Source organism: Sphingopyxis sp. MC1 (assembly GCF_000371385.1).
Classification (GTDB): Bacteria; Pseudomonadota; Alphaproteobacteria; order Sphingomonadales; family Sphingomonadaceae; genus Sphingopyxis; species Sphingopyxis terrae.
In genome coordinates, this window is sequence record NZ_AOUN01000002.1 from 576,613 (window position 1) to 599,870 (window position 23,258).

At 66.0% G+C, this 23,258-nt stretch carries 24 protein-coding genes; 7 read left to right on the forward strand and 17 right to left on the reverse strand.

Annotated elements, in window-relative coordinates; translation table 11 throughout:
• Nucleotides 1–68 precede the first annotated feature (68 nt).
• The gene (locus EBMC1_RS03290) at nucleotides 69–1,505 is read left to right on the forward strand and encodes a DUF1800 domain-containing protein (protein ID WP_003040503.1); all 1,437 of its coding nucleotides are present in this window, start codon (nucleotides 69–71) and stop codon (nucleotides 1,503–1,505) included.
• A 3-nt stretch (nucleotides 1,506–1,508) separates the two neighbouring features.
• Nucleotides 1,509–2,642 (forward strand): DUF1501 domain-containing protein, encoded by a 1,134-nt coding sequence (locus EBMC1_RS03295; protein ID WP_040589187.1) that lies wholly within the window; start codon nucleotides 1,509–1,511, stop codon nucleotides 2,640–2,642.
• Between the two features lie 63 nt (nucleotides 2,643–2,705).
• Here EBMC1_RS03295 and xth read toward each other — a convergent pair whose 3' ends face one another.
• The 7 genes from xth to EBMC1_RS03330 form a co-directional block, all read right to left on the reverse strand.
• On the reverse strand, nucleotides 2,706–3,476 hold the full coding sequence (gene xth, locus EBMC1_RS03300) for an exodeoxyribonuclease III (protein WP_003040506.1): 771 nt from the start codon (nucleotides 3,474–3,476) through the stop codon (nucleotides 2,706–2,708).
• Nucleotides 3,477–3,515: 39 nt separating this feature from the next.
• Complete coding sequence (gene erpA, locus EBMC1_RS03305; RefSeq protein WP_003040509.1) at nucleotides 3,516–3,860, reverse strand: iron-sulfur cluster insertion protein ErpA; 345 nt, start codon at nucleotides 3,858–3,860, stop codon at nucleotides 3,516–3,518.
• Nucleotides 3,861–3,947: 87 nt separating this feature from the next.
• On the reverse strand, nucleotides 3,948–4,577 hold the full coding sequence (locus EBMC1_RS03310) for a M23 family metallopeptidase (protein WP_003040511.1): 630 nt from the start codon (nucleotides 4,575–4,577) through the stop codon (nucleotides 3,948–3,950).
• Nucleotides 4,578–4,761: 184 nt separating this feature from the next.
• A complete protein-coding gene (locus EBMC1_RS03315; RefSeq protein ID WP_003040514.1) occupies nucleotides 4,762–5,553 on the reverse strand; it encodes a ferritin-like domain-containing protein in 792 nt (263 codons plus the stop codon).
• Nucleotides 5,553–6,020, reverse strand: coding sequence for a peroxiredoxin (locus EBMC1_RS03320; protein WP_003040517.1), 468 nt, complete (start codon nucleotides 6,018–6,020; stop codon nucleotides 5,553–5,555). Before EBMC1_RS03320 ends, EBMC1_RS03315 begins: the two co-directional genes overlap by 1 nt.
• Nucleotides 6,017–8,719: a bifunctional [glutamine synthetase] adenylyltransferase/[glutamine synthetase]-adenylyl-L-tyrosine phosphorylase gene (locus EBMC1_RS03325; protein ID WP_003040518.1), complete on the reverse strand. Its 2,703-nt coding sequence runs from the start codon at nucleotides 8,717–8,719 to the stop codon at nucleotides 6,017–6,019. The genes EBMC1_RS03320 and EBMC1_RS03325 overlap by 4 nt, the downstream gene beginning before the upstream one ends.
• 55 nt (nucleotides 8,720–8,774) lie before the next feature.
• Nucleotides 8,775–9,569 carry a response regulator gene (locus EBMC1_RS03330; protein WP_003040521.1) on the reverse strand — a complete coding sequence of 265 codons (795 nt, stop codon included), beginning with the start codon at nucleotides 9,567–9,569 and terminating at the stop codon, nucleotides 8,775–8,777.
• A gap of 211 nt (nucleotides 9,570–9,780) precedes the next feature.
• Here EBMC1_RS03330 and EBMC1_RS18285 point away from each other — a divergent pair, with 211 nt between their 5' ends.
• On the forward strand, nucleotides 9,781–9,951 hold the full coding sequence (locus tag EBMC1_RS18285; protein ID WP_156000915.1) for a NepR family anti-sigma factor: 171 nt from the start codon (nucleotides 9,781–9,783) through the stop codon (nucleotides 9,949–9,951).
• Between the two features lie 4 nt (nucleotides 9,952–9,955).
• Here EBMC1_RS18285 and tgt read toward each other — a convergent pair whose 3' ends face one another.
• From tgt to EBMC1_RS03380, 10 genes are all read right to left on the reverse strand, one after another.
• Complete coding sequence (tgt, locus tag EBMC1_RS03335; RefSeq protein ID WP_003040523.1) at nucleotides 9,956–11,080, reverse strand: tRNA guanosine(34) transglycosylase Tgt; 1,125 nt, start codon at nucleotides 11,078–11,080, stop codon at nucleotides 9,956–9,958.
• A gap of 89 nt (nucleotides 11,081–11,169) precedes the next feature.
• On the reverse strand, nucleotides 11,170–11,658 hold the full coding sequence (locus EBMC1_RS03340) for a hemerythrin domain-containing protein (protein WP_003040526.1): 489 nt from the start codon (nucleotides 11,656–11,658) through the stop codon (nucleotides 11,170–11,172).
• 64 nt (nucleotides 11,659–11,722) lie between these two features.
• The gene (locus EBMC1_RS03345; protein WP_003040529.1) at nucleotides 11,723–13,906 is read right to left on the reverse strand and encodes a putative bifunctional diguanylate cyclase/phosphodiesterase; all 2,184 of its coding nucleotides are present in this window, start codon (nucleotides 13,904–13,906) and stop codon (nucleotides 11,723–11,725) included.
• Nucleotides 13,907–14,130: 224 nt separating this feature from the next.
• Nucleotides 14,131–14,631: a cupin domain-containing protein gene (locus EBMC1_RS03350; protein WP_003040532.1), complete on the reverse strand. Its 501-nt coding sequence runs from the start codon at nucleotides 14,629–14,631 to the stop codon at nucleotides 14,131–14,133.
• 64 nt (nucleotides 14,632–14,695) lie between these two features.
• Nucleotides 14,696–15,457 carry a TenA family transcriptional regulator gene (locus EBMC1_RS03355; RefSeq protein WP_003040535.1) on the reverse strand — a complete coding sequence of 254 codons (762 nt, stop codon included), beginning with the start codon at nucleotides 15,455–15,457 and terminating at the stop codon, nucleotides 14,696–14,698.
• 260 nt (nucleotides 15,458–15,717) lie between these two features.
• On the reverse strand, nucleotides 15,718–16,749 hold the full coding sequence (gene queA / locus EBMC1_RS03360) for a tRNA preQ1(34) S-adenosylmethionine ribosyltransferase-isomerase QueA (RefSeq protein WP_003040537.1): 1,032 nt from the start codon (nucleotides 16,747–16,749) through the stop codon (nucleotides 15,718–15,720).
• Nucleotides 16,750–16,774: 25 nt separating this feature from the next.
• Nucleotides 16,775–17,521: a peptidylprolyl isomerase gene (locus EBMC1_RS03365; protein ID WP_003040541.1), complete on the reverse strand. Its 747-nt coding sequence runs from the start codon at nucleotides 17,519–17,521 to the stop codon at nucleotides 16,775–16,777.
• Between the two features lie 98 nt (nucleotides 17,522–17,619).
• Nucleotides 17,620–18,126 carry a pantetheine-phosphate adenylyltransferase gene (gene coaD / locus EBMC1_RS03370; protein ID WP_003040543.1) on the reverse strand — a complete coding sequence of 169 codons (507 nt, stop codon included), beginning with the start codon at nucleotides 18,124–18,126 and terminating at the stop codon, nucleotides 17,620–17,622.
• Entirely contained in the window at nucleotides 18,126–19,025 is a 900-nt protein-coding gene (locus tag EBMC1_RS03375; protein WP_040589190.1) for a polyprenyl synthetase family protein, read from the reverse strand. The genes coaD and EBMC1_RS03375 overlap by 1 nt, the downstream gene beginning before the upstream one ends.
• Before the next feature lie 27 nt (nucleotides 19,026–19,052).
• Nucleotides 19,053–19,316: an exodeoxyribonuclease VII small subunit gene (locus EBMC1_RS03380; RefSeq protein WP_040589392.1), complete on the reverse strand. Its 264-nt coding sequence runs from the start codon at nucleotides 19,314–19,316 to the stop codon at nucleotides 19,053–19,055.
• 73 nt (nucleotides 19,317–19,389) lie between these two features.
• Between EBMC1_RS03380 and EBMC1_RS03385 the strand changes: the two genes are divergently transcribed.
• From EBMC1_RS03385 to purL, 4 genes are all read left to right on the forward strand, one after another.
• On the forward strand, nucleotides 19,390–20,061 hold the full coding sequence (locus EBMC1_RS03385; RefSeq protein ID WP_003040551.1) for a hypothetical protein: 672 nt from the start codon (nucleotides 19,390–19,392) through the stop codon (nucleotides 20,059–20,061).
• Nucleotides 20,058–20,471, forward strand: a complete 414-nt coding sequence (locus EBMC1_RS03390; protein ID WP_003040553.1) for a DUF2177 family protein — start codon at nucleotides 20,058–20,060, stop codon at nucleotides 20,469–20,471. Before EBMC1_RS03385 ends, EBMC1_RS03390 begins: the two co-directional genes overlap by 4 nt.
• A 132-nt stretch (nucleotides 20,472–20,603) precedes the next feature.
• Nucleotides 20,604–20,900, forward strand: a complete 297-nt coding sequence (locus tag EBMC1_RS03395; protein WP_003040557.1) for a hypothetical protein — start codon at nucleotides 20,604–20,606, stop codon at nucleotides 20,898–20,900.
• An 84-nt stretch (nucleotides 20,901–20,984) separates the two neighbouring features.
• A complete protein-coding gene (gene purL, locus EBMC1_RS03400) occupies nucleotides 20,985–23,240 on the forward strand; it encodes a phosphoribosylformylglycinamidine synthase subunit PurL (protein ID WP_003040560.1) in 2,256 nt (751 codons plus the stop codon).
• The last annotated feature ends 18 nt before the right edge of the window (nucleotides 23,241–23,258 follow it).

The window sequence follows — 23,258 nt, forward strand, 5'->3', positions numbered from 1 at the left end:
CCATCCTGCTGGCATGATTTTGCGACAAAGGGCGGGCAGCTTCGGGATCTGAACCCGAAGGATGCGCGATGCCCAGCCTTTATCTTGCCGCCAACCGCTTCGGCCTCGGCCGCCGCTTCGACGATCCCGCGACCGACGATCCGCAGGCCTGGCTGCTGCGACAACTTGACGACTATGACCCGGTTCCCGCACCGATCGCCGCCTTGCCCGGCCGCGCCGCCATCGCCGCCGCCTATGTCGAATATCAGGACGACCAGCGAGCGATGCGCCGCAATGCGCCGGATGATGTCGCCCAGAAGGACGGCACAGGCACGGCGATGGACCCCGAACTGCAACGCCTGTCGCGCTCCGCAATCCGCACCCATTATGTCGATGCGGCCGCCGCGCGGCTTGCCAATGCGGTCGCGACGCCAACGCCCTTCCCCGAACGGCTCGTCCACTTCTGGTCCAACCATTTCGCCGTGTCGGCCGACAAGCTGCCGGTGATCGGTTTTGCCGGCAATTACGAGTTCGAGGCGATCCGTCCGCACATTATGGGCAAATTTTCGGATCTCCTGATCGCGGCGGTGCGGCATCCCGCCATGCTGCTCTATCTCGATCAGGCGCAAAGTTTCGGGCCCGACAGTCCGGTGTCCGACCGCATCCGCGCGCGCGGGCGGCGGCAGGCGCCGGGGCTCAACGAAAATCTGGCGCGCGAGATCATGGAATTGCACACGCTGGGGGTGCGCACCGGCTATACGCAGGCCGACGTCACGGCCTTTGCCAAGGTACTGACCGGGCTGACCGTCGCCGGGCTCGGCCGCGGTGCCGGGCAGCGGCTGATGCCTGCGGGCGCGGCCGACGGCGACACCGTCTTTATCGCACCGCTGCACGAACCCGGCACGCAGTCGATCATGGGCAAACGCTATGCGCAAGGCGGCGCGGACCAGGCGGAGGCGGTGCTGCTCGACCTCGCGCGACATCCGGCAACCGCGCGGCACATCGCCACCAAGCTGGCCCGGCATTTTTCCGGCGACACGCCTGCCCCCGCGCTCGTTGCGCGGCTTGAGGCCGATTTCCTTCGAACGGGCGGCGACCTGACCTCGCTCTACCGCACGCTCGTCGCCGCGCCCGAGGCATGGGCGGCCGCCCCCGCGATGTTCAAATCGCCGTGGGACTGGACCGTATCGGTGATGCGAAGTCTGAAACTGCCGGCGCTTGGCGACCGGCAGAATGTCCCGGCGCTGTTCACCCAGCTCGGCCAGCCGATCTGGCGCCCCGGATCGCCCGCCGGCTATGACGATCTGGTCGCGACCTGGGCCGGATCGGCGGCGCTGATGCAGCGCGTCGAGCTCGCCAGCCGGATCGCCGGTCGCATCGGCGACCGCGTCGACGCCCGCCAGCTCGCGCCGCTGATCCTTGCCGACGCCTTGACGACGCAAACCGCGCAGGCGGTCGCCCGCGCCGACAGCCCCGGCCAGGCGCTCGCGCTGCTCTATGCCAGCCCAGCCTTTCTGCGGAGATAGACGATGACCCTCTCCCGCCGCCATATGCTCATCAGCGGACTGACCGTTGTCGCCGCCGGTGCGGTGCCGCGTTTCGCCTATGCCGCCGCGGCGACGCCGCGCCGGCTGGTGTTCGTGATCCAGCGCGGCGCCGCCGACGGCCTTGCGATCGTCGCACCGACGGGCGATCCCGCCTATGCCGCGGCGCGCGGCGCGCTCGCCGAAGATGGGGGCGGCGCCAGCCTCAATGGCCTGTTCACGCTGCACCCGGCACTCGCCGCCGGTGCAGACCTCTATCGCGCCAGGCAGGCGCATTTCGCGCACGCCGTCGCCACCGCCTATCGCGACCGGTCGCATTTCGACGGCCAGAATGTGCTCGAAGGCGGTGGCTCGCGTCCCTATGAAAAGAGCGACGGCTGGGTCGGAAGGCTGCTGACGCTGCTGCCGCCCGCCGAGCGCGAGGCGCTCGCGATTGCGCCGGCGGTGCCGCTGGCGCTGCGCGGCAGCGCCCCCGTCGCCACCTACGCCCCTAGCCGCCTGCCGCAGGCCGACGCCGATCTGATCGCGCGACTGTCGGCACTCTATGCCGACGACGCGCTGCTGCACCCGCTGTGGGACAGCGCGGTCAAGACGCAGGAGCTGGCGGGCGACATCGGCGGCAACAATGGCCGCAACGGCGCCGACCTCGGCAAGCTCGCGGCATCGCTGATGCTTCCGGCCGACGGCGCGCGGGTAATGATGATCGAAACCGGCGGCTGGGACACGCACAGCGGCCAGCGCGGGCGGCTGACGGCCCAGCTTCGCGGGCTCGACCAGCTTGTCGGCGCGCTGCAAGCCGGGCTTGGCGCGGCGTGGAACGACACGCTGGTCGTGGTCGCGACGGAATTCGGGCGCACGGTTGCGGTCAACGGCACCGGCGGCACCGACCATGGCACCGGATCGGCGGCGATGTTCTTCGGCGGTGCGCTGGCGGGCGGGGGGCCGGTCGCGGGCGGGATGGTCTCGGCCGACTGGCCCGGGCTGAGCGCCGCAAACCGCCTCGACGGCCGCGACCTCAAACCGACGCGCAGCCTCGAAAGCGTGATCGGCGCCGCGATCGCGCATCACTATGCGCTTGATCCGGCGCGGGTGATGCGGACGCTCTATCCCGACGCCTGAGGCCATGGTCCAGCCTCATCGCGAGCGCGGCGAAGCAATGACGATTCAACTAATGGGGTTGCGTCATGCAAAGCTGGCCCAGGTGGGCGCATGGTCGCTCGCCTTTTCGCGGCCGCGATACGCCTTGTCGACCTGCGCATCGATCAGGCGGTCGGCCATCGCCGGGCTGAGCAGCAGATGGTCGATACGGAAACCATGGTCGCGCTGCCACCCGCCCGCCTGATAATCCCAGAAGGTCCAGACATGCCCGGCCGGATGGCGGCTGCGGATCGCGTCGGTCCAGCCGTCGCCGAGCATTCGGAACCAGGCGTCGCGCGATTCGGGCTGCATCAGCGCATCGTCCGCCATGCCGCGCACGTCCCACACATCGTCATCGTGCGGGATGACATTATAGTCGCCTGCCAGGATCGCGGGGATTTCGCTTGCGAGCAGCGCCTTCGCGCGTTCGCGCAGCCGGGCCATCCAGCGCAGCTTGTAATCGAATTTGGGGCCGGGATGCGGATTGCCGTTGGGAAGATAGATCGCCCCGATACGGACGCCGAAAACATCGGCCTCGAGATACCGTGATTGTTCGTCCTCGGCCTCGCCAGCGAGCCCCCGCTGCACTTCGACCGGATCGGTCCCCTTGGCGAGGATCGCGACGCCGTTGAAGCCCTTTTGCCCGTGATAGAGGAAGCCGTAACCCGCCGCCTCGATCTCCTTGGTCGGCATCGTTTCGTCGCTCGATTTCAGTTCCTGCAGGCAGACGACATCGGGCTGCGTTTCATCGAGCCATTCGACAAGGCGCGGCATCCGCGCCTTGATCCCGTTGATGTTGAAGGTGGCGACTTTCATCGCCCCGCTATGGCAGGAAGCGCGCCGCTTAGAAAGGCGTCAGATCGAGAAGCTGGAGCCGCAACCGCAGCCCGAGGCGGCGTTGGGATTTTCGACCTTGAACGAAGATCCGCCAAGCGAATCGACAAAATCGACGATGCAGCCGCGCAACAGATCGAGGCTGATCGAATCGACCACTAGCTTGACCCCGTCGGTTTCGGTGACGCGGTCATCGGCGTCGATGCTTTCAGCCAGACCGAAGCGATAGGTGAAGCCCGAACAGCCGCCGCCGTCGACCGCAAGGCGCAGTGCAGGTTCCACCCCGCCCTTGCGTTCGGCGATCCAGCGGACGCGCGCCGCAGCGGCGGGAGACAGGGTGATATCGTCGATCTGCGTGGCCATCATATGAAGATAGGATCGCGAGCCCCAAAAGAAAAGGGCGCCCCGGCCGCTGGCCTGGAGACGCCCCTCCTCTCCGACCCAGAGAAACTGTTACTCGGGACCGCCCATGGCCAGCTTGTCGCCGGTGAGCGCCGCGATCGTCATCGAATCCGACCGCACGAACGGCATCGGGTTGACCGGTTCGCCGTCGATGCGGACTTCGTAATGGAGATGGTTGCCCGTCGAGCGGCCGGTCGAACCGACATAGCCGATCACATCGCCCTTCTTAACCTGCTGTCCGGGCTGCACGACGAAGGACGACATGTGGCCGTAGCGCGTCTCGATCGCGTTGCCATGTTCGATTTCGACATAATTGCCATAGCCGCCAAGGCGCTGGGCGCGGCCGACGATGCCGTCGGCGGTGGCGTAGATCGGGGTGCCGTAAGGCGCCGGAATATCGACGCCATTGTGACGCGCGAGCTTGCCGGTGATCGGGTGGACGCGCATGCCATAGGACGACGAGAGCGACATCTGCTCAATCGGACGGCGCGACGGGATCGCGATGCCGATATTGGCGGTCAGCCCGGTGTCGAGACGCTTCCACGCCTGAAAAATCGCATAGGCTTCGCTGTCGTCGCGCTGCGTCGGCGCCCCCGGGACGCTGTCCTCATCGGGTTCGTCGGGGACGACAATGCCCGCATCGCTGCTGCCTTCGACCGCATGTGCAGCCGGAACGGTCATGCCGGTCAGTGCCAAGGCACCGAAAACAAGACCAAATCGGAACTTTTGCCCCAGAGAAGCGTTTCGCACGTATCGACCCCGCTATCGCCTTGTCGCCGACCCGTTTTACGGCGGTGTCGGCGCCGGTTGTTTCTCGTGGATGGGATTATTCCCTTGCCCGCGATGGTTACTGCGTGGCCGATCCTTACGAAGCAATAACGGCGTAGTATTCTTGCGTTAAACCGGCATCCCGGCGCGCCGAGTCGTTGAACGGCGGCTTCAGCACCCCGCGAAATCGCGATTTCACGAGGGTTTGCCATGTCGGCGCCGGGGCGAATCCCAATTCGTCGCACATCCAGTTGAACCAGACAGTGCCGGCGCTCACATGCCGGATCTCGTCGATATAAATGCGCTCCAATATCTTTGCCGAAGCCGCGTCGCCCTGGGCGCGAAAGCGCGTGACGGTGGCGGGCGTCACGTCGAGGCCGCGCGCCTCCAGCACCATCGGCACGATCGCCAGCCGCGCGAGCGGATCGTCGGCGGTGGCCGCCGCCGCTTCCCACAGGCCTGCATGGGCGGGCAGCGCGCCATAGTGACTGCCAAGCGTGCGCAGGCGCCGGTCGAGGAGCGCGAAATGCATCGCCTCGTCGGCCGCAACGGCGATCCAGTCGTCGACGAAGCCGCGCGGGAAGCGGTCGCCGAAGCGCCCCAACAGATCGACCGCCAGGTCGATCGCGACGAATTCGATATGCGCCAGCGCATGCAGCATCGCGATGCGCCCCCGCTCGGAGCCGCCCTTGCGGCGGCGCGGCATCTGGTTCGGCGGCAAAAGCGCGGGCTCGGCCGGCCATGCGGGCTGATCCGGCATCGCCACGTCGCAGCGCTGGGCAAGTGCGCCGCGGCGCCACGCTCGCGCCAACGCCCGCGCCGCGCGGCGCTTGTCGTGCGGGTCCGCCGTCAGCAGGACCGCGCGCGCCGCTTCGCCCAGGCTTTGCATCAGAGCGTCTTTGCCGCCTCCAGCACCGCATCGGCATGGCCCTTCACGCGCACCTTGCGCCATTCCTGGGCGAGCTTGCCATCGGCCCCGAACAGGAAGGTCGAGCGTTCGATTCCCATATAGGTGCGGCCGTAATTCTGCTTTTCGACCCAGGTGCCAAAGGCTTCGCACACGCTGCCGTCCTCGTCGGAGGCGAGCCGCACGGTCAGACCATATTTGTCGCGAAACTTGCACAGCTTCGCCGGCGCGTCGCGCGACACCGCGATCACCTGCGCATTCAGATGCGCGAAATCGGGTGCGAGGCGGGTGAAATCCTGCGCCTCGGTGGTGCAGCCCGGCGTATCCGCCTTGGGGTAGAAATAGACGACCAGCGGCGCGCCCTTCAGCGCCTTGAGGTCGATCGCCGCGCCGTCGGCATCGGCAAGCGTGCCGGCCGGAATATCGTCTCCGATCGCGAGTGCGCTCATTCTTCCTTCTCCTTCTGGGGCGCGGCGGACCGAATCGCGGCCCACCAGTCGCCGACCTCCTGCCGCGCCGCATCGTGCGCGGCAAGCAGTTGCGGCCAGCCCGGTTCGCCGCAGGCGCTGGCGACGAGTTGACGCGCCGCCGCCGTGGCGGGGGCTCCTTCGGGCGCGGTCAGTCGCAGCATGACGAGCATCCGCGCGAGCAGCGCATGCGCCGTCCCCATTCCGGTCGGCGCCAATGCCGCGGCTTCCAGGCAGGCGAGCGCGGTCGGGATATGCGGATCGCGACAGCGCCCGCTCGCCAGTTGCTCGGTCTGCATCGCAAATTCCAGATCGACGAGCCCGCCGGGGCCGCCCTTGATGTCGAGCGCGCCCTGCGGCGGCTTATGCGCGGCGATCTTGTCGCGCATCGTCGCGGCGTCAGCGACGACCGCGGCCCGGTCGCGCAGCGCCGTCAGGACCTTTTCGATCACGCGGCCCACCTCGGCGCGCGCCGCGTCGGAGCCATAGACGGCGCGCGCGCGCAGCAGCGCCATATGCTCCCACGTCCACGCCTCCTCGCGCTGATAGCGGTCGAAGCTGTCGACCGTGACCACCAGCGGTCCTTGCGCGCCCGACGGACGGAGCCGGACATCGACGTCGTAGAGCTTGCCCGCCGCGGTCGGTACCGACATCGCCGCCGTCACCCGCTGCGCGAGCCGGTTGTAATAAGTCGTTGCGCCGAGCGGCCGCGGCCCGTCCGATTCGGCGAGATGGTCGCCGGTGAACAGATAGATGAGATCGAGGTCGGAGGCATGTGTCAGCGCGCTGCCGCCAAGCCGCCCGAGCGCGAGCACGACCAGTTCGCTGTTCGGAACACGGCCGTGCGCGGCGACGAATTCACCAACCGTGGCGTCGGCGAGCACCTGCAACGCCGCTTCGGCCAGATCGGCGTAACCGCGCGCGACGATCAGCGGGTCGGTCGATCCCGCGATCAGTTGCACGCCATAGGCAAAACGCCGCTCGCCCACCCGGTCGCGCACGCGGTCGAGCAACCGTTCATAATCAAGACCGGCAAGCGTCGGCGCCCATTCGGCGAGCAGTTCAGCCTTGCTCGCCGGTGCCTCGAACGCGCGCGCGTCGATCAGCCCCTCGATCAGCTCGACGCGCGCCGCGAGCGCATCGGAGAGCGCGGGCGCGAGCGCGAGGATGCGCGTCGCGATTTTCGCCAGCGCGGGCTGCGCCGCGAGCAGATGAAAGAAGCCCACCGCACTGGGCAGCCCCCCCACCAGCTTGTCGAAGCGGACGAGCGCCGCGTCGGGATCGGGCGCCGCGCCGAGCGCGCGGACGAGTTCGGGGAGCACCGTCTCCAGCGCCTCGAGCGCTGCCGGGCTGCGCAGAGCGCGCGCCTTGCCGCCGCGCCATTCGGCGATGGTGCGCAGCGCGGCGTCGGGCGGATCGAACCCCGCCGCGGCAAGCGCCCCCGCCAGCTCCCCCTCGCCCGTCGGCAGCCCGCGCGCCACCGCGCGTTCGGCGACCAGCCGGTCGTAGACGGCGCCGACATCGGTAACGACGGGTTCGAGCGTGGCGAGCAGCGCGGCGCCGTCGGGCGCTCCGTCGAGCCGCGCCACCGCGTCGAGCGCGGCGGGCTGGAACGGCAGGCTGTGCGTTTGTTGATCCTCGATCATCTGCAACCGGTGTTCGAACCGCCGCAGCACCGCATAATGACCGGCAAGCCGCGTCGCAATATCGGCATCAATCCGTCCTGCCCCGGCGAGCGCGGCCAGCGCGTCGACCGTCGCCGGCACGCGCAGCGACGGATCGCGCCCGCCATAGATGAGCTGATGAACCTGCGCGAAAAATTCGATCTCGCGAATGCCGCCGCGGCCGCGCTTGAGGTCAAAACCCGGGCCGAATGCCTGCCCTTGCGCGAAATGGTCGCGGATGCGGTCGCTCATCGCGCCGATTTCCTTGAGCTGGCGGAAATCGAGGCTGCGCCGCCAGATGAAGGGCTGGATCGCGTCGAGGAAATGCTGCCCGAGCGCGCGGTCGCCCGCCGACGCGCGCGAACGGATGAAGGCCGCCTGCTCCCATGCCAGTGCCTCCGACTCATAATAGGATATGGCGGCGCTTTCGGGCAGGACGATCGGCGTCACTTCGGGGTGCGGGCGCAGGCGCAAATCGACGCGCAACACATGGCCATCGGCAGTACGCGCCGACAGGATTTCGACCATCCGCCGCGCGATCCGCACCGCCGCCTCATCGGGGTCGTCGCGCGAGCGGCGCGGCATGGTGTCAGGGTCGAAGATCAGGATCGGGTCGATGTCCGACGAATAGTTGAGTTCGTGGCTGCCGAGCTTGCCGAGCGCAATGACGGCAATCCCGCGCGGCGCCTCTCCGGGGACGCGCTCGGCAAAGGCTGCGGCCAGCGCCGCGTCGCAGGCGGCATCGGCAAAGGCGGAGAGGTGGCGCGTCGTTGCCGCCACATCATGCTCGCCCGACAGATCGCCGAGTGCCAGCAGCAGCGCCGTGCGCCCGCGCCACCGGCGCAGCGCGGGCATGATGTCATCAACTGCCGCTGGCAGCGCCACACGCGCGAGCGCCGCATCGGCCCCATCGGCCAGAAAGCGCGCCACGTCGTCGGGATAAAGCTCCGCGAGCCGCGCGAGAAACGGGGCGTTGGCGGTCAGGCGGTCGAGCGCGGACTGGCGGGCGGCTGTCATCGCCCGCCGCTATCGCCTGCTCCACCGGCGCTCGCAACCCTCACTGACGAAAAGCTCAGGCCGGAACGGTGCTTTCGTCGAAGAACAGCACCTGCGAAATCGCGGCGCGGAGCGTGGCCGGCTGATAGGGTTTGGTCAGCAGGAAGGCCGGTTCGGGACGGTCGCCGGTGAGCAGGCGTTCGGGGAAGGCGGTGATGAAGATCACCGGCACGTTCATGCCGGTCAGGATTTCCTGCACTGCCTCGATCCCCGAACTATTGTCGGCGAGCTGGATGTCGGCGAGGACGAGGCCCGGCTTGTGCGTCTGCGCTTCGGCCACCGCCTCGGCGTGGGTGGTCGCCACCGCGACGACGTCGTGACCCAGATCGCGGACGATCATTTCGATGTCCATCGCGATGATCGGTTCATCCTCGATGATCAGGATGCGCGCGCGCGTCTGGCGTTCGATCTCCTCGGTCGCCTCTGCAATCAGGGCGTTCACGGCATCGGTGTCGCGGCCGATGATCCGCCCCGTATCCTCGGCATCGAAGCCTTCGACCGCGGTGAGCAGCAGCGCCTGGCGCGCGAGCGAGGGGATACGGCGGAGCCGCGCGTCGGCGATCGCAATCTCGGGCGAGGCGCCATCGTCGTTCGCGGCCGCCTGTTCGGCGACGAGGCCGAAATTGTCATGAACCATGCGATAGAGCTGGACGCGCAAATCATGATCGAGATCGACCGCGGCCGGGTTGGCCACCAGCGTTTCGAGCAAGCGTGCCACCAGCGCATCGCCCGCCGGCTGGCTTCCGGAAATCGCGCGGCCATAGCGCCGCAGATAGGGAAGATGCGGCGCGATCGCCTGACCCAAGGACATATATTACCTCCACATGCGGACGATGAACCCGCTTGAAAACCCGCAGAATATCGAGGGTCCGGCAAGGAAATGCGTGCGCCCCCGACATAATTTCACATGATGGGAACGATTTAGCCGCAATTTGGTTTCATAGGGAAGGAACAAACGCGCCATTGCAGTTTGGTGAAGGCGCGGTTAGCAACGGGGCCCATGTCGCAAGGAAGCAACGATAATGACGTCTAAGGCCGGCTCGTCGCCCGAAAAGGCCGCCGGGAAAGACGCCGAGAAAAAGCTCCCCAGAAAGGCGCAGGATGTCAATCTTGCGCTTCGGCGCGCCTATGAGTCGGCGATCGACGAAACGATCCCGCAATCCATGCTCGACCTTCTGAACAAGCTCGACTGATTTTTCAGCGGCGGTATCGCGCCGCGAAATCGTTCTGGAAGGCGGCGAAACGGCCTTCGGCAATGGCGTCGCGCATCGCCTGCATCAACGCCTGATAGAAATGCAGATTATGCTGCGTCATCAGCATGGCGCCCAGCATCTCGCCCGACCGGACAAGGTGGTGGAGATAGGCGCGCGACCATGTGGTGCAGACGGGGCAGTCGCACGACGCATCGAGCGGCCCCAGATCCTCGGCATATTTGGCATTGCGGATGTTGAGCGGCCCGTCCCAGGTGAAGGCCTGCCCGTTGCGGCCCGAGCGCGTCGGCAGCACGCAATCGAACATGTCGACCCCGCGCGCGACCGCTCCCACCAGATCGTCGGGCTTGCCCACCCCCATCAGGTAGCGCGGCTTGTCGGCCGGAAGCTGGCCGGGTGCGAAATCGAGCACCCCGAACATCGCCTCCTGTCCCTCACCGACCGCCAGCCCGCCGATCGCATAGCCGTCGAAACCGATGTCGATCAGCGCCTCGGCCGATCGCGCGCGGAGTTTCTCGTCGAGCGAGCCCTGCTGAATGCCGAAAAGCGCCGACCGCGCGGCGTGCGCCTCACCCGCGTCGAAGCCCGCGCGGCTGCGCGCCGCCCAGCGCATCGACCGCTCCATGCTCGCCTCGGCGCGCTTGGCGTCGACGCCGTTCGGCGGACATTCGTCGAACGCCATGACGATATCGCTGCCGAGTAGCCGCTGAATTTCCATCGATCGTTCGGGAGTCAGCATGTGCCGCGAGCCGTCGAGGTGGCTCTTGAACGCCACGCCCTCCTCACTCTGCTTGGTCAGCGCCGAGAGGCTCATCACCTGATAGCCGCCGCTGTCGGTCAGGATCGGCCGGTCCCAGCCCATGAAATCGTGCAGCCCGCCGAGGCGCGCCATGCGCTCGGCGCCGGGACGCAGCATCAGATGATAGGTGTTGCCAAGAATGATGTCGGCGCCCGTCGCGCGAACTTCGGCCGGGCGCATCGCCTTCACCGTCGCGGCGGTCCCCACCGGCATGAAGGCGGGGGTGCGGATATCGCCGCGCTGCATCCGGATCACGCCGGTACGCGCGGCGCCGTCGGTCGCGGCGACCTGAAAAGCGAATCTGTCGGTCATGGCGCGCGCCTATGACGGGGACAGCGCCGAAAGTCGAGGTCAGAGCGCCAAGGACGCCGCAACGCTGTCCGGCAAACATAGACCGCCGCCTAGGCGCGCTCGTGCTCGCTCGACGGTTCTTCCTCGGCCGCCTTGGCCTTTTCCTTCGGCTTTTCCTTTTCGAAGATGGCGAGCAATTCCTGCTTCTTCGCCTCCGAAAGATCCTTCTCGGCCTCGGGGAACATCTCTTCCTCTTCCTCGTCGATATGATGAAGATAGCGGTCCTTCATCGTGCGAAAGCGGGTGAGCCAGCCGGTCGAGGCAAAATCCATTTCGTAAAGCTCGGTCAGGAAATCCTCGATCTCCTTATGCTCCGACACGCTGTGCTGTGCATCGTCACGCAGTTCGGGCTTGGCGAGCATCGTCGCATAGAGCGACATTTCCTCGGACGCGGCGTGCGCGGTCACTTCGACGCGGAACGCCTCGAACAAGGTGCGGCGCTCGTCGCTGTCGCCGTGGGTCTCGTCGATGCGCGCCAGCAGGTCGCGGTGGCGGTCGTGGTCGGCCTTCAGCCGCGCGAAAATCTTCGTCTCAGCCATGATGGTCTCCGTTCCGTGAATGGGATCGGAGGTAGAACGACCGACGCGCGGCGCGGTTCCCGGTTCAGGCGGCCTTCCAGTCGCTCGAGGTGCTGAACGCCGGCAGGACGAGCGTATTCGCTGCCTGCTGGCTCGCCGCCGCGATCAGATAGGGGGAGACGCGGTGACGGGTGCAGAGCCCGCCATTGCCGTCGCTGACCATCGATTGTTCGAATTCGATGCCCTGCTGATGATTGATCGACCGCCGAACCGTCGCCGTCGCGAGCTGGCCTTCGCCGAAGTCGATCACGAATTGCGTCCCGACCGGGACATCCAGAATTCCCTCGATGAAGGCGCCGGTGCGCGACAGGTTGCGGATCACCACCGCGTAGCGATGATTATCGTGAATCGCATGCACCTTGCGGAACATCTGGAAGCGGTCGTTGCGCTGGCGCGCCGGGCCCGACGGCTTGATCGTCCACGCGCCGCCCTCGGTCTGCTCCACCAGCTCGGCGTTAGCGACCGGCTTGCTGTAGACATAACCCTGGACATGGCTGACGTTGAGTTTGCGGATCAGGTCGAGCTGATCGAGCGATTCGATGCCTTCCGCGGTCGTTTCCATGTCGAGCGCTTCGGCGAGCGCGACGATCGCCGCGATGATCGCCGCATTGCGCGACCCCTTCACGGTCGCACCGCGCACGAAGCTCTGGTCGATCTTGATCTTGTCGAACGGCGCCGATTGCAGATAGCCGAGCGACGAATAGCCAGTGCCGAAATCGTCGAGCGCCAGCCGCACGCCAAGCGCCTTCAGCGCCGTGAACATCCGCGCCGTCTCGCTGGAATCGGCCAGGAAGACGCTTTCGGTGATTTCAAGTTCGAGGCGGTCGGCGGGCAGCCCGGCGTTGGACAGCGCGCTGGTGATGATCTTGGGCAGGTCGCCGTTGGCGAACTGGATCGCCGACACATTGACCGCGACGCGCAAGTCGCCGGGCCAGCGCGCGGCATCCTCGCACGCCTTGCGCAGCACCCATTCGCCAAGCGGCCAGATCAGATTGGCCTCCTCGGCGATCGGGATGAACAGCGCGGGCGAGATCGGGCCGCGGTCGGGATGGTTCCAGCGCAGCAACGCCTCGACGCCGGTCACCATATTGCTCTTGGCATTGACGACCGGCTGATAGGTCAATTCCATCTGCCCGCGCGCCAGCGCGTCGCGCAGGTCCTCCTCCAGCGCGCGGCGATCCTCGGCCGATTGATGCAGGTCGCTCGAATAGAAGCGGAACCGGCCGCGCCCGTTGCCCTTTGCAGCATAAAGCGCAAGGTCGGCGTTGCGGACCAGATCCTCGCTCGACTGCCCGTCGAAGGGCGCGATCGCGACCCCGATCGACGCGCCGATGATGCAGCGGCTGCCTTCGACCGAATAGGGTTGCGACAGGCTGCCGATGATGTCGGCGGCCATGTCGCCGAGGCGTCCGCGATCCTCGATATCGGGCAGGATGATCTGGAATTCGTCGCCGCCGAGGCGGCTGACCATCTCCTTGTCGCCGACGATCTTGAGCAAACGCTCGGCAACCTGCTTGAGCAGCGCATCGCCCGCCGGGTGGCCGAGCGTATCGTTGACCTGTTTGAAGCGGTCGAGGTCGAGCAGCATGATCGCGCAGCTCCGCTGTTGCTGCGAAAAGGCGGCGAGCGTCGTGTCGAGCTTTTTGGAAATGTGGAAACGGTTGGCGAGCCCGGTCAGCGAATCATAGAGCGCGAGCCGCGAGGCATCCTCGGCCGATCGGCGCTGCGCGGTGATGTCGGTGCCGCTGCCGCGATAGCCGCAGAAATTGCCACGATCGTCATGGTGCGGCCGTCCCGAAATCGCCCACCAGCGATCGTCGCCCTCAAAGGCGCTGCGCAGGGGCAGATCGTCGAATTTGGACTGGCGCGTCAGCAGGAACGGCAGCGTGCGCTGCCGCTCGCCATGGCTTTCGGGCGGCAGGAACAGGTCGGTAAGCGGCGTGCCGAGCAGCTCGCCGCTCGACCGGCCCATCAGGCGCGCGACGGCATCGGTGATATAGGTCAGCCGGCCCTTGGTATCGGTCGACCAGAACCAGCCGCGGCCGCTTTCCTCGTAATTCTGGAGCAGCAGCAGCGCTTCGCGGGTGTGCAGATTGGGGATCGCTTCACCGCCCGAACGCGCGGCGCGCGCGCCGAACTTGCCGAGCAGGCCGCGACCACCCGTCGCAGCGCCCCCATCGACATGTTCCCCGTCCCCGCGAAATGGCATGATTACAACGACACTCGTGCTGGTCCCAACCCGCGGAGATGTTTGGGCCCAATGCCTTGCGATAATGTAAATATCCGCGTCCCGGCCACGGAAAATTGTCCCATTCAGGGAAGGGCCGGGTTCGTATCGTCGGCGCCGTAGCCAGGATTGCCGCCGAGAGGCTCCGGGTTCCATCCCATCGCCGCCGGCATGCTTCGGCTACCTCGCCATTCCGCCGCGATTCTTCAAGCGCCGGTGGCCATCGCATCCGCGCCATTGGCCGCGAGCCGGGTTCGCTTGTCATAATCGCCCAGGACCGCGCTGGTCAGCCCGAAGTCGGTGAGAGCCAGGATCGTCAGATCTTCGGTTTCCGAAACATTCCTCGATTGATGAAACACCCAGCGCGGAACGAAAGCCACTTCGCCGGGCTTCAGGCCGATCGTCGCATTGCCGATGCGCACCTCCGCCTCGCCGCGCATCACGATGAAGAGCGATTCATGCGCATGTTTGTGCAGTTCGTTGTTACACCCGGGCGCAATGCGCACCACACGGGCATCGAATGCCTGAACAGCCGGGAAGTCGAGCACGTCGACCGAAAAATCGATGCCCAGTTTTTCGTTGCGGTTTCGGTATATTTCGCGGTGATTATTTATGATGTCGGCGTGACATTCGCCGACTTGATCGTCGGCAATCAGCGGTCGGCGAGAGTCGATATTCTCGATCAGTTTCGCAAGCTCTGGGGTCATATTATAGTGTCCCGAATTCAATGGTCACATCTTGCCGAGGCGGCTTCGGCCGCGCGTCTTCACGTCAGGAAACCAGTTCCATTCGCGAGGCGCCGGCGCAGGTCAGGGCGCGTTCGTACATCCAGTCCCAGAAGCTCGACCGCAGCGACAGCGCCTTGATCATTCCACGGCGCAAGTCGCCTTTTCCCGTCGGCGTGGCCGCAAAATGAAGCGAGATTTCTTCGAGCGCTTCTTGATGATGGTCATCGACCGCGGTGTGCAAGGGGAAGAATACAGTATCGCGCGGATTGAGATCGGTTCTGGACAGCGCCTTCACAAAGGGGACGTAGATCGTGCTGACGATATTCTCGGTGCCAAGGCCGAGAGCGCCCAGCGCTTCCGCCGCCGAACCGTAGGTCAACGTACCGAGAAAGGATTCGCGCCAGCAAACCAGTTCGATGGCTTCATTGTCGGGCGAATAGGGCGAGGTAATGCCGGTTGCCTCACGGAACCGCCGGAACAGCTGCGGATGCGGCACACCTTCGATCCATTCCCTCTCGACGCCAACGGCGGCGAGTTCGGCATATTCTTCCTCGCCATAGACGCCCGATTCCTCGGTCAGATTCTCCAGAAGGCTGCCCCGATGCGCCGGGATTTCCAGCTTCGATATCACGGTGGTCAGGTAGCGGGGGAAATGAAGCGAGTAGCCATAATAATGGTCGGCGAAATCCGCCAAGGCCCATTGCGTATCGGGCAAATCCCCATCCGACAAAGCGCGGAGATAGGGATGATGGACCGCCCGATGATTCAGCGACTCTTCGACAAGATCATTAATGAAAACGGACACACATCCTCCTGGCCGATGATTTTATTTTATGATGGCTCCGATAACCCCATCCACAACGACGGGTCGGGTGTGTCGCTATAACTATGTCATTGAGTTGATTGTACGAGATCGAGGCACTGGTGCATTTTCCGGATCGTCCGGGCGACCGCCTCTCTCCGTCAGACGTGACGGAGAGCATCCGTAGCGGCCCGCCCGCCGATGATCGGCTGCGTTATCGAGAGGGAAAAGCCCGGTGGGAACCGGGGAAAGAGGCCTTCGCCTTATCGTCCGGGCAGCAACAGGCTCGAATCGCCATAGCTGTAGAAACGATATTCCCCGGCGATCGCATGCGCATAGGCCGCCTGCATCGTCTCCAATCCCATCAGCGCGCTGACCAGCATAAACAAGGTCGATCGCGGCAAGTGGAAGTTGGTCATCAGCCCGTCGATGGCGCGGAAGCGGTAGCCGGGGGTGATGAAGATCGCCGTATCGCCTTCGAAGGGCTGGATCACCCCCTCCTCGCCCGCCGCGCTTTCGAGCAAACGCAGGCTGGTGGTGCCGACCGCTATGACCCGGTTGCCGCGGGCGCGCACCGCGTTGAGCCGATCGGCGGTCGCGGCATCGATCACGCCCCATTCGGCGTGCATGACATGATCTTCGGTATCGTCGGCTTTCACCGGCAGAAAGGTGCCCGCGCCGACGTGCAGCGTCAGCGTCTCGCTCTCGATCCCCGCCGCACCGAGCGCCGCGAGCAGATCGGGCGTGAAGTGCAAGGCCGCGGTCGGCGCAGCGACGGCGCCGTCCTTTTGCGCGAACATCGTCTGATAATCGCTGCGGTCGGCATCGTCCGTGGCGCGCTTGCCCGCGATATAGGGCGGCAGCGGCATCGTGCCCGCGCGTTCGAGCAGCAGCTCGACCGGCTCTTCGCCCGGGAAGAAGAGGATAAAGCTGCCGTCGGCCAGCCGGTCCTCGGCGAGTGCGCTGACGCCTGCGCCGAAATCGACCGTCTCGCCGATGCGCAGCCGCTTGGCGTTGCGCACGAACGCCTGCCAGCGGCGCAGGTCGATCCGCTTGTGGAGCGTGGCGCCGATGCGCGCAGCGCCGCGACGCCCTTCGAGCTGGGCGGGGATGACGCGCGTATCGTTGAAGACCAGACAGTCGCCCGGCCGCAGCCATTGCGGCAGGTCGCGCACCCCGGCATCGGTCATCGCGCCGCCCGCCACGACAAGCATCCGCGCCGCATCGCGCGGGCGCGCCGGACGGAGCGCAATGCGCTCGGGCGGCAGATCGAAATCGAAGGCGTCGACGCGCATTATCGGGTTCGCGCGTGCGGCAAGATCAGCGCTGGATCGGCGCGTTGAGCTGATCGGCCGTGATGTCGGTGGCGGGCTTTGCCGGCTGATCCTCAGTCAGCATCGATGCCGGCGGCACCGGCTTGTTGTCGGCGGCTACCGACACCTGGACCATGCGCGACATCACCGCCGGCGGCTCGCCCTTGTGCACGGCGTCGACGAACTGCATGCCCGACACGACGCGGCCGAAGGCGGTATAATTATGGTCGAGGCTGAAGCGCGGCTGCAGCATGATGAAGAACTGGCTGTTCGCGCTGTCGGGGCTCTGCGCACGCGCCATCGACACGGTACCGCGCAGATGCGGCGTATCGTTGAATTCGGCCTTGAGGTCGGGAAGCTCCGATCCACCCTGCCCGGTTGCGGTCGGATCGCCCGTCTGCGCCATGAAGCCGTCGATCACGCGGTGAAACTTCACCCCGTCGTAGAAGCCGGCCCGTGCAAGCTGCTTGACGCGTTCGACGTGATGGGGCGCGACATCGGGATAAAGCTGCACCACGACGCGGCCGCCCGTCGAAAGGTCGAGGTTGAGCATATATTCGGGATTGCCCAGATACTGCTCGGGCTTGATCGTCGGCGCGGCTTCGGTCGCGGTATCGGTTGCCGGCGCCGCTTCGGTTGCGGGTGCGGCGGCCGCCACGGGGTCCGTCGTCGCAGGGGCCTCCTGCGCCATGGCGGGAAGCGCGAGCCCGAACGCAAGCGCCGTCAGGACCATGGGTCGGATAATCATCTTCATGCTGGGTCAGGCCTCTATCAAAAACTGCTTCGCGCCCCGTTGGCGCGACCTAGCGGGAAAAAGCTGAACGCTCAATGATCGGATTGCCGGCGACGGGATCAGCCCTCGCCCTGGCGAAGTCCGCGTTCGGATATCCGCGCGACGACGGCATCGCGAACGGCGGGGGTGACGAATTTGTGGATGTCGCCGCCGAAGATCGCGATTTCCTTGACCAGCCGCGACGCGATCGGCTGCAGGCTGACGTCGGCCATCAAAAACACGGTTTCCACTCGGTTGTTGAGCTGCTGGTTCATCCCCGCCATCTGATATTCATATTCGAAATCGGCGACGGCGCGCAGCCCGCGGACGATCACCGTCGCCCCCTCGCGCTCGGCAAAGTCCATCAGCAGCGAATTGAAGCCGACGACGCGAATGTCGCCGTCGATCCCCTCTACCTCGCGGCGGACCATCGCCAGCCGTTCCTCGTCGTCGAACATCGGCGATTTGGTGATATTGGTCGTCACCCCGATCACCAGCCGATCGACCAGCTTCGCGCCGCGGCGGATGATGTCCATATGGCCGAGCGTGATCGGATCGAAGGTTCCGGGATAAACCCCAATGCGCATCAACGGTCCCTTTCCACCACAAAGCGCGCGATCGCGCGCAGCAGCGCCGCCTCTTCGCCGAAACCGGCCAGATGCGCAATCGCCTGATCGACGAGCAGCCCGGCCTGTTCGCGCGCGCGGTCGATCCCCATCAGCGTGACGAAGGTCGCCTTGCCCGCATCCGCGTCCTTGTGCAGCGCCTTGCCGGCCAGCGCCTCGTCGCCCTCGACGTCCATGATGTCGTCGGCGATCTGGAACGCGAGGCCGATGTCGCGCGCATAGCCGCGCAGCGGGCGCCGCCCTTCGGCCGGAATACGCGCGAGGATAGCCCCCGCCTCGACCGAAAAGCCGATAAGGGCGCCGGTTTTGAGCTGTTGCAGCCGTGTCACCGTCGGCAGGTCGAAATTCGACGTTTCGGCCATCAGGTCCATCATCTGCCCGCCCGCCATGCCCGCCGGTCCGGCGGCCAGTGCGAGTTCGCGAACAAGCTCGCTGCGCACGAAAGGATCGGCATGCGTCGCCGGATCGATCAGCCATTCGAAGGCGAGCGCATGCAGCGAATCGCCCGCCAGCACCGCGGTCGCATCGTCGAATGCCTTGTGCACGGTCGGCTTGCCGCGCCGCAGATCGTCATCGTCCATGCACGGCAGGTCATCGTGGATCAGCGAATAGACATGCATTGCCTCGACCGCGGCGCCGACGCGCAGGCTGAGCTGACGGTCGACATGGAACAGGTCCGCCGCCGCGCAGACCAGCAGCGGGCGCAGCCGCTTGCCGCCGCCGATCGCAGCATGGCGCATCGCTTCATAAAGGCGCGCGCGCGGGTCTTGCGGGACCGCCAGCAGGCGATCGAACAGCGCGTCGATACCCGCCGCCACATCGACGAGCGCATTGCGGAGAAGATCGGAAGAATTTTGCATCGCCCCCTCGGCCAGTGCCACCGCGCCTCAGCCTTCGCCGAAGGGCTTGGTTCCGGCGGGCTGGCCGTCGGCGCCGAGTCCGACCTGCTCGATGCGCGCCTGCGCCGCGGCAAGCCGCGCTTCGCAATGCGCGCGCAGGGAGTGGCCGCGCTCGTACAGCGCCACCGATTCCTCCAGGCTGACATCGCCGCTTTCGAGGCGGCGGACGATGGTTTCGAGTTCGCCCATCGCGGCTTCGAAGGACAGCGCCGCAATATCGGCGGCAGCGGCGGTATCGGGGGTATCCGTCATCCCCCAGCTTTGGCCCGCGAAGGGCGCTGCGGTCAAGCTTGACGTCGCCCTTTTCGTCGATAGCATCGCCGCCATGTTCGTCGGCCATTTCGCCCCGGCGCTCGTCGCCGCCACCCGGCCCAGGGCCCCGGGGCTCGGAACGCTGTTCGTCGCGGCGCAACTCGTCGATATCGGCTTCGCCGCGCTGCTGATCCCGGGGGTCGAGGCGATGCGCGTCGTTCCCGGCATCACCGCGATGAACCCGATGGACCTCTATCACATGCCCTACACGCACAGCCTGCTCGGCGCGCTGCTGTGGGGTGCGGCGTTCGGCGCGCTGGTCGGGGCGATTACCCGGCGGCGGGAGGCGGCGTTGCTGACGGCACTGGTCGTCGTTTCGCATTGGTTCGTCGACCTGATCGTCCATATCCCCGACCTCACCCTCTATGGCGCGCCGCCGAAATTCGGGTTCGGGCTGTGGAATTACCCGCTTGCCGAAATGCCGCTCGAGATCGGACTGACCGCCGCAGCGATGATCTATTATGCGCGCCGGACCAGCGCGCCGACCGGCAACCGGCGATTGTGGATCCTCGGCGGCTTGCTCGCGGCGGTCCAGGCGGTCGACTGGTTCGGCGCCAAGGCGCCCGACTATTCGATCGAAATCCCGCTGACGATGCTCGCCGCCTATATCGTCCTTGCGCTCGTTGCGGCGTGGGCGGGCGCGAACCGCGCTGTCGTGATGGCGCAGGAGGAGGCCTCGACATGATCCATTACGCGATCGGCTATGTCGCCACCGCGATCCTTTTCGGCCTGCTCGACGCCCTGTGGCTCCGCACGATGGTGCCCGCGGTCTACCGCCCCGAAATCGGTACGTTGCTTATGGACGGATGGCGGCCCGCGCCCGCGCTGATCTTCTACGCCCTCTATATGCTCGGCATCCAGATTTTCGCGGTCGCCCCCGCGATCGAGGCCGGGCGTTGGCAGGTCGCGGCGCAATGGGGGGCGCTGTTCGGCTTCTTCTGCTACATGACCTACGACCTCACCAACCATGCCACGATGAAGATCTGGTCAACCAAGGTGACGCTGCTCGACATCGCCTGGGGCAGCGTCGCAACCGGCGTCGCCGCCGGCGCAGCGGCGTGGATCGTGCTGACCGTCGCGCCGCGCACCGCCTGACACGCCGCCCCATTTTGCAATCGCGATAAAGTTTTTTGCAATTGCTGCGCCGTGCGCGCGCCGCCATGCTGCAACGCACAATAAAGAGGGGCTTAAAGGCAAGTTTTGTTCATCAAGACAAGGACTTGCGCAATGAAAAATATCCTATTTCCTGCGTTCGCCGCCGCCGTTCTGGCACCCGCTTTTGCCGCGGCTGCCGAACCGGCGCAGCAGCGTTTCGAGCATGACGGTCACGTCTATGCCTATTCGGTGACCGAAACCAACGGCTATCGCGTCATCAGCGGGGTCGAGGAAAAGAGCGGCAAGCCGTTCAAGCTGCGCGTCGGCGCGCACCGCGTGCGCGGCACCGTCGGCACCCAGCAGGTCAATTTCTCGCTGCGCGACGTCGAACCGCTCGGCGAAGCCGCCGTGACGCTCGCCGCGCGCTGAGACGCCTCTCCGACCGCAGACCCCATGGTGCGAAAAGCATCATGGGGTCTGTTCGTTTCGCGCCTACATCGCTAAAGGCGCGCCATGACTCAGACAGCAACCGCGCCCGCCTCCGTCATCACCCCCGAGATCGTCGCCGACCATGGCCTGTCTCCGGAAGAATATGAGCGCGTCCTTGCCGCGCTGGGGCGCGAGCCGAACCTTGTCGAACTCGGCATCTTCTCGGTCATGTGGTCCGAGCATTGCAGCTATAAAAGCTCGCGCATCCATTTGAAGAAACTGCCCACCGAGGCGCCGTGGGTGATCTGCGGCCCCGGCGAGAATGCCGGCGTCATTGACATTGGCGAAGGGCCGGACGGCAAGAAGCTTGCCGCCATCTTCAAGATGGAGAGCCATAACCACCCGTCGTACATCGAGCCCTATCAGGGCGCGGCGACCGGCGTCGGCGGAATCCTGCGCGACGTGTTCACCATGGGCGCGCGCCCGGTCGCCAACCTCAACGCGCTGCGCTTCGGCCGCCCCGACCATCCGAAGATGAAGCACCTCATCTCGGGCGTCGTTCACGGCATCGGCGGCTATGGCAATTGCGTCGGCGTGCCGACGGTGGGCGGCGAGGTCAATTTCCACAAGGCCTATGACGGCAATATCCTCGTCAACGCGATGACCGTCGGCGTCGCCGAACAGGACAAGATCTTCTATTCGGCCGCCAGCGGCGTCGGCAATCCGATCGTCTATGTCGGGTCGAAGACCGGCCGCGACGGCATCCACGGCGCGACGATGGCGAGCGCGGACTTCGGCGAGGATGCCGAGGAGAAGCGCCCGACGGTGCAGGTCGGCGATCCCTTTACAGAGAAGCTGCTGATAGAGGCGTGCCTCGAGCTGATGGCGTCGGACGCGATCGTCGCGATCCAGGACATGGGCGCCGCGGGGCTTACCAGCTCGTCGGTTGAAATGGCGTCGAAGGGCGGCGTCGGCCTCCACCTCAGGATGGACGATGTGCCGCAGCGCGAAGCCGGCATGACGGCCTATGAGATGATGCTGTCAGAGAGCCAGGAACGCATGCTGATGGTCCTGAAGCCCGGCAAGGAAGAGTTTGCGAAGGCGATCTTCGAGAAATGGGAACTCGACTTCGCGGTTATCGGCACCGTCACCGATACGGGGCGCATGGTGCTGGAACATCATGGCGAGATCGTCTGCGACATCCCGCTCGCCCCGCTCGCCGACGATGCGCCGCTCTACGACCGGCCGCACGTTCCGACGCCGAAGCAGCCCGAACTGACCGACGTCCCCGAAACGACCGACGTCGCGGCCGACCTCAAGACGCTCATGGGATCGCCCGACATCGCCAGCCGCCGCTGGATTTACGAACAATATGACAGCCAGGTCGGCGGCGACACGGTGCAGATCGGCGGCGATGCCGCGCTCGTCCGCATCCACGGCACGAACCGCGCGCTCGCGATGAGCACCGACTGCACCCCGCGTTATTGCTATGCCGACCCGGTCGAGGGCGGCAAGCAGGCGGTCGCCGAAACCTGGCGCAACATCAGCGCGGTCGGCGCGACCCCGCTCGCGATCACCAACTGCCTCAACTTCGCAAACCCGCAGCGCCCCGAAATCATGGGGCAGATCACCGGGTGCCTCGACGGCATGGGCCAAGCTTGCCGCGCGCTCGACTATCCGATCGTCTCGGGCAATGTCAGCCTCTATAACGAGAGCAAGGCGACCGGCGGCGGCAGCGCGATCCTGCCTACCCCCGCGATCGGCGGCGTCGGGGTGATCGACGATCTGTCGAAAGCGGTCGGCATCGGTTTCAAGCGCACCGGCGATATCGTCCTCGCGGTCGGCGAGCGCGCCGGCCACCTCGGCCAGTCGGTGTGGCTTCGCGAAATCCTCGGCCGCGAGGAAGGTCCGCCGCCGCCGGTCGACCTGCGCGCCGAAAAGCGCACCGGCGATTTCATCCGCCACGCAATCAACGCCGGCTGGATCACCGCGTGCCACGATGTGTCGGACGGCGGCGTCGCGGTTGCACTCGCCGAAATGGCCCTGAAATCAGGCATCGGCGTGCTCGTCAGCGAGGAACAGCCCTTCGGTATTGCCGAAAGCTTTTTCGGCGAGGATCAGGGCCTCTATCTCGTCACCGTCTGCGACACCTGCCTCGCCGACTTCCTCGACGCTGCGAACCGCGCCGACGTGCCGGTCGATCCGCTCGGCCGGACGATCAAGGACCGCATCGTATTCGAACTGCCCGACAGCGATTTTTCGGTGACGCTGGCCGAGTTGCGCGAGGCGCATGAAGGTTTCTTCCCCAACCTGATGGGGGCCGACGCAGCGCTTGCCTAGGTCGTCATTGCGAGCGTA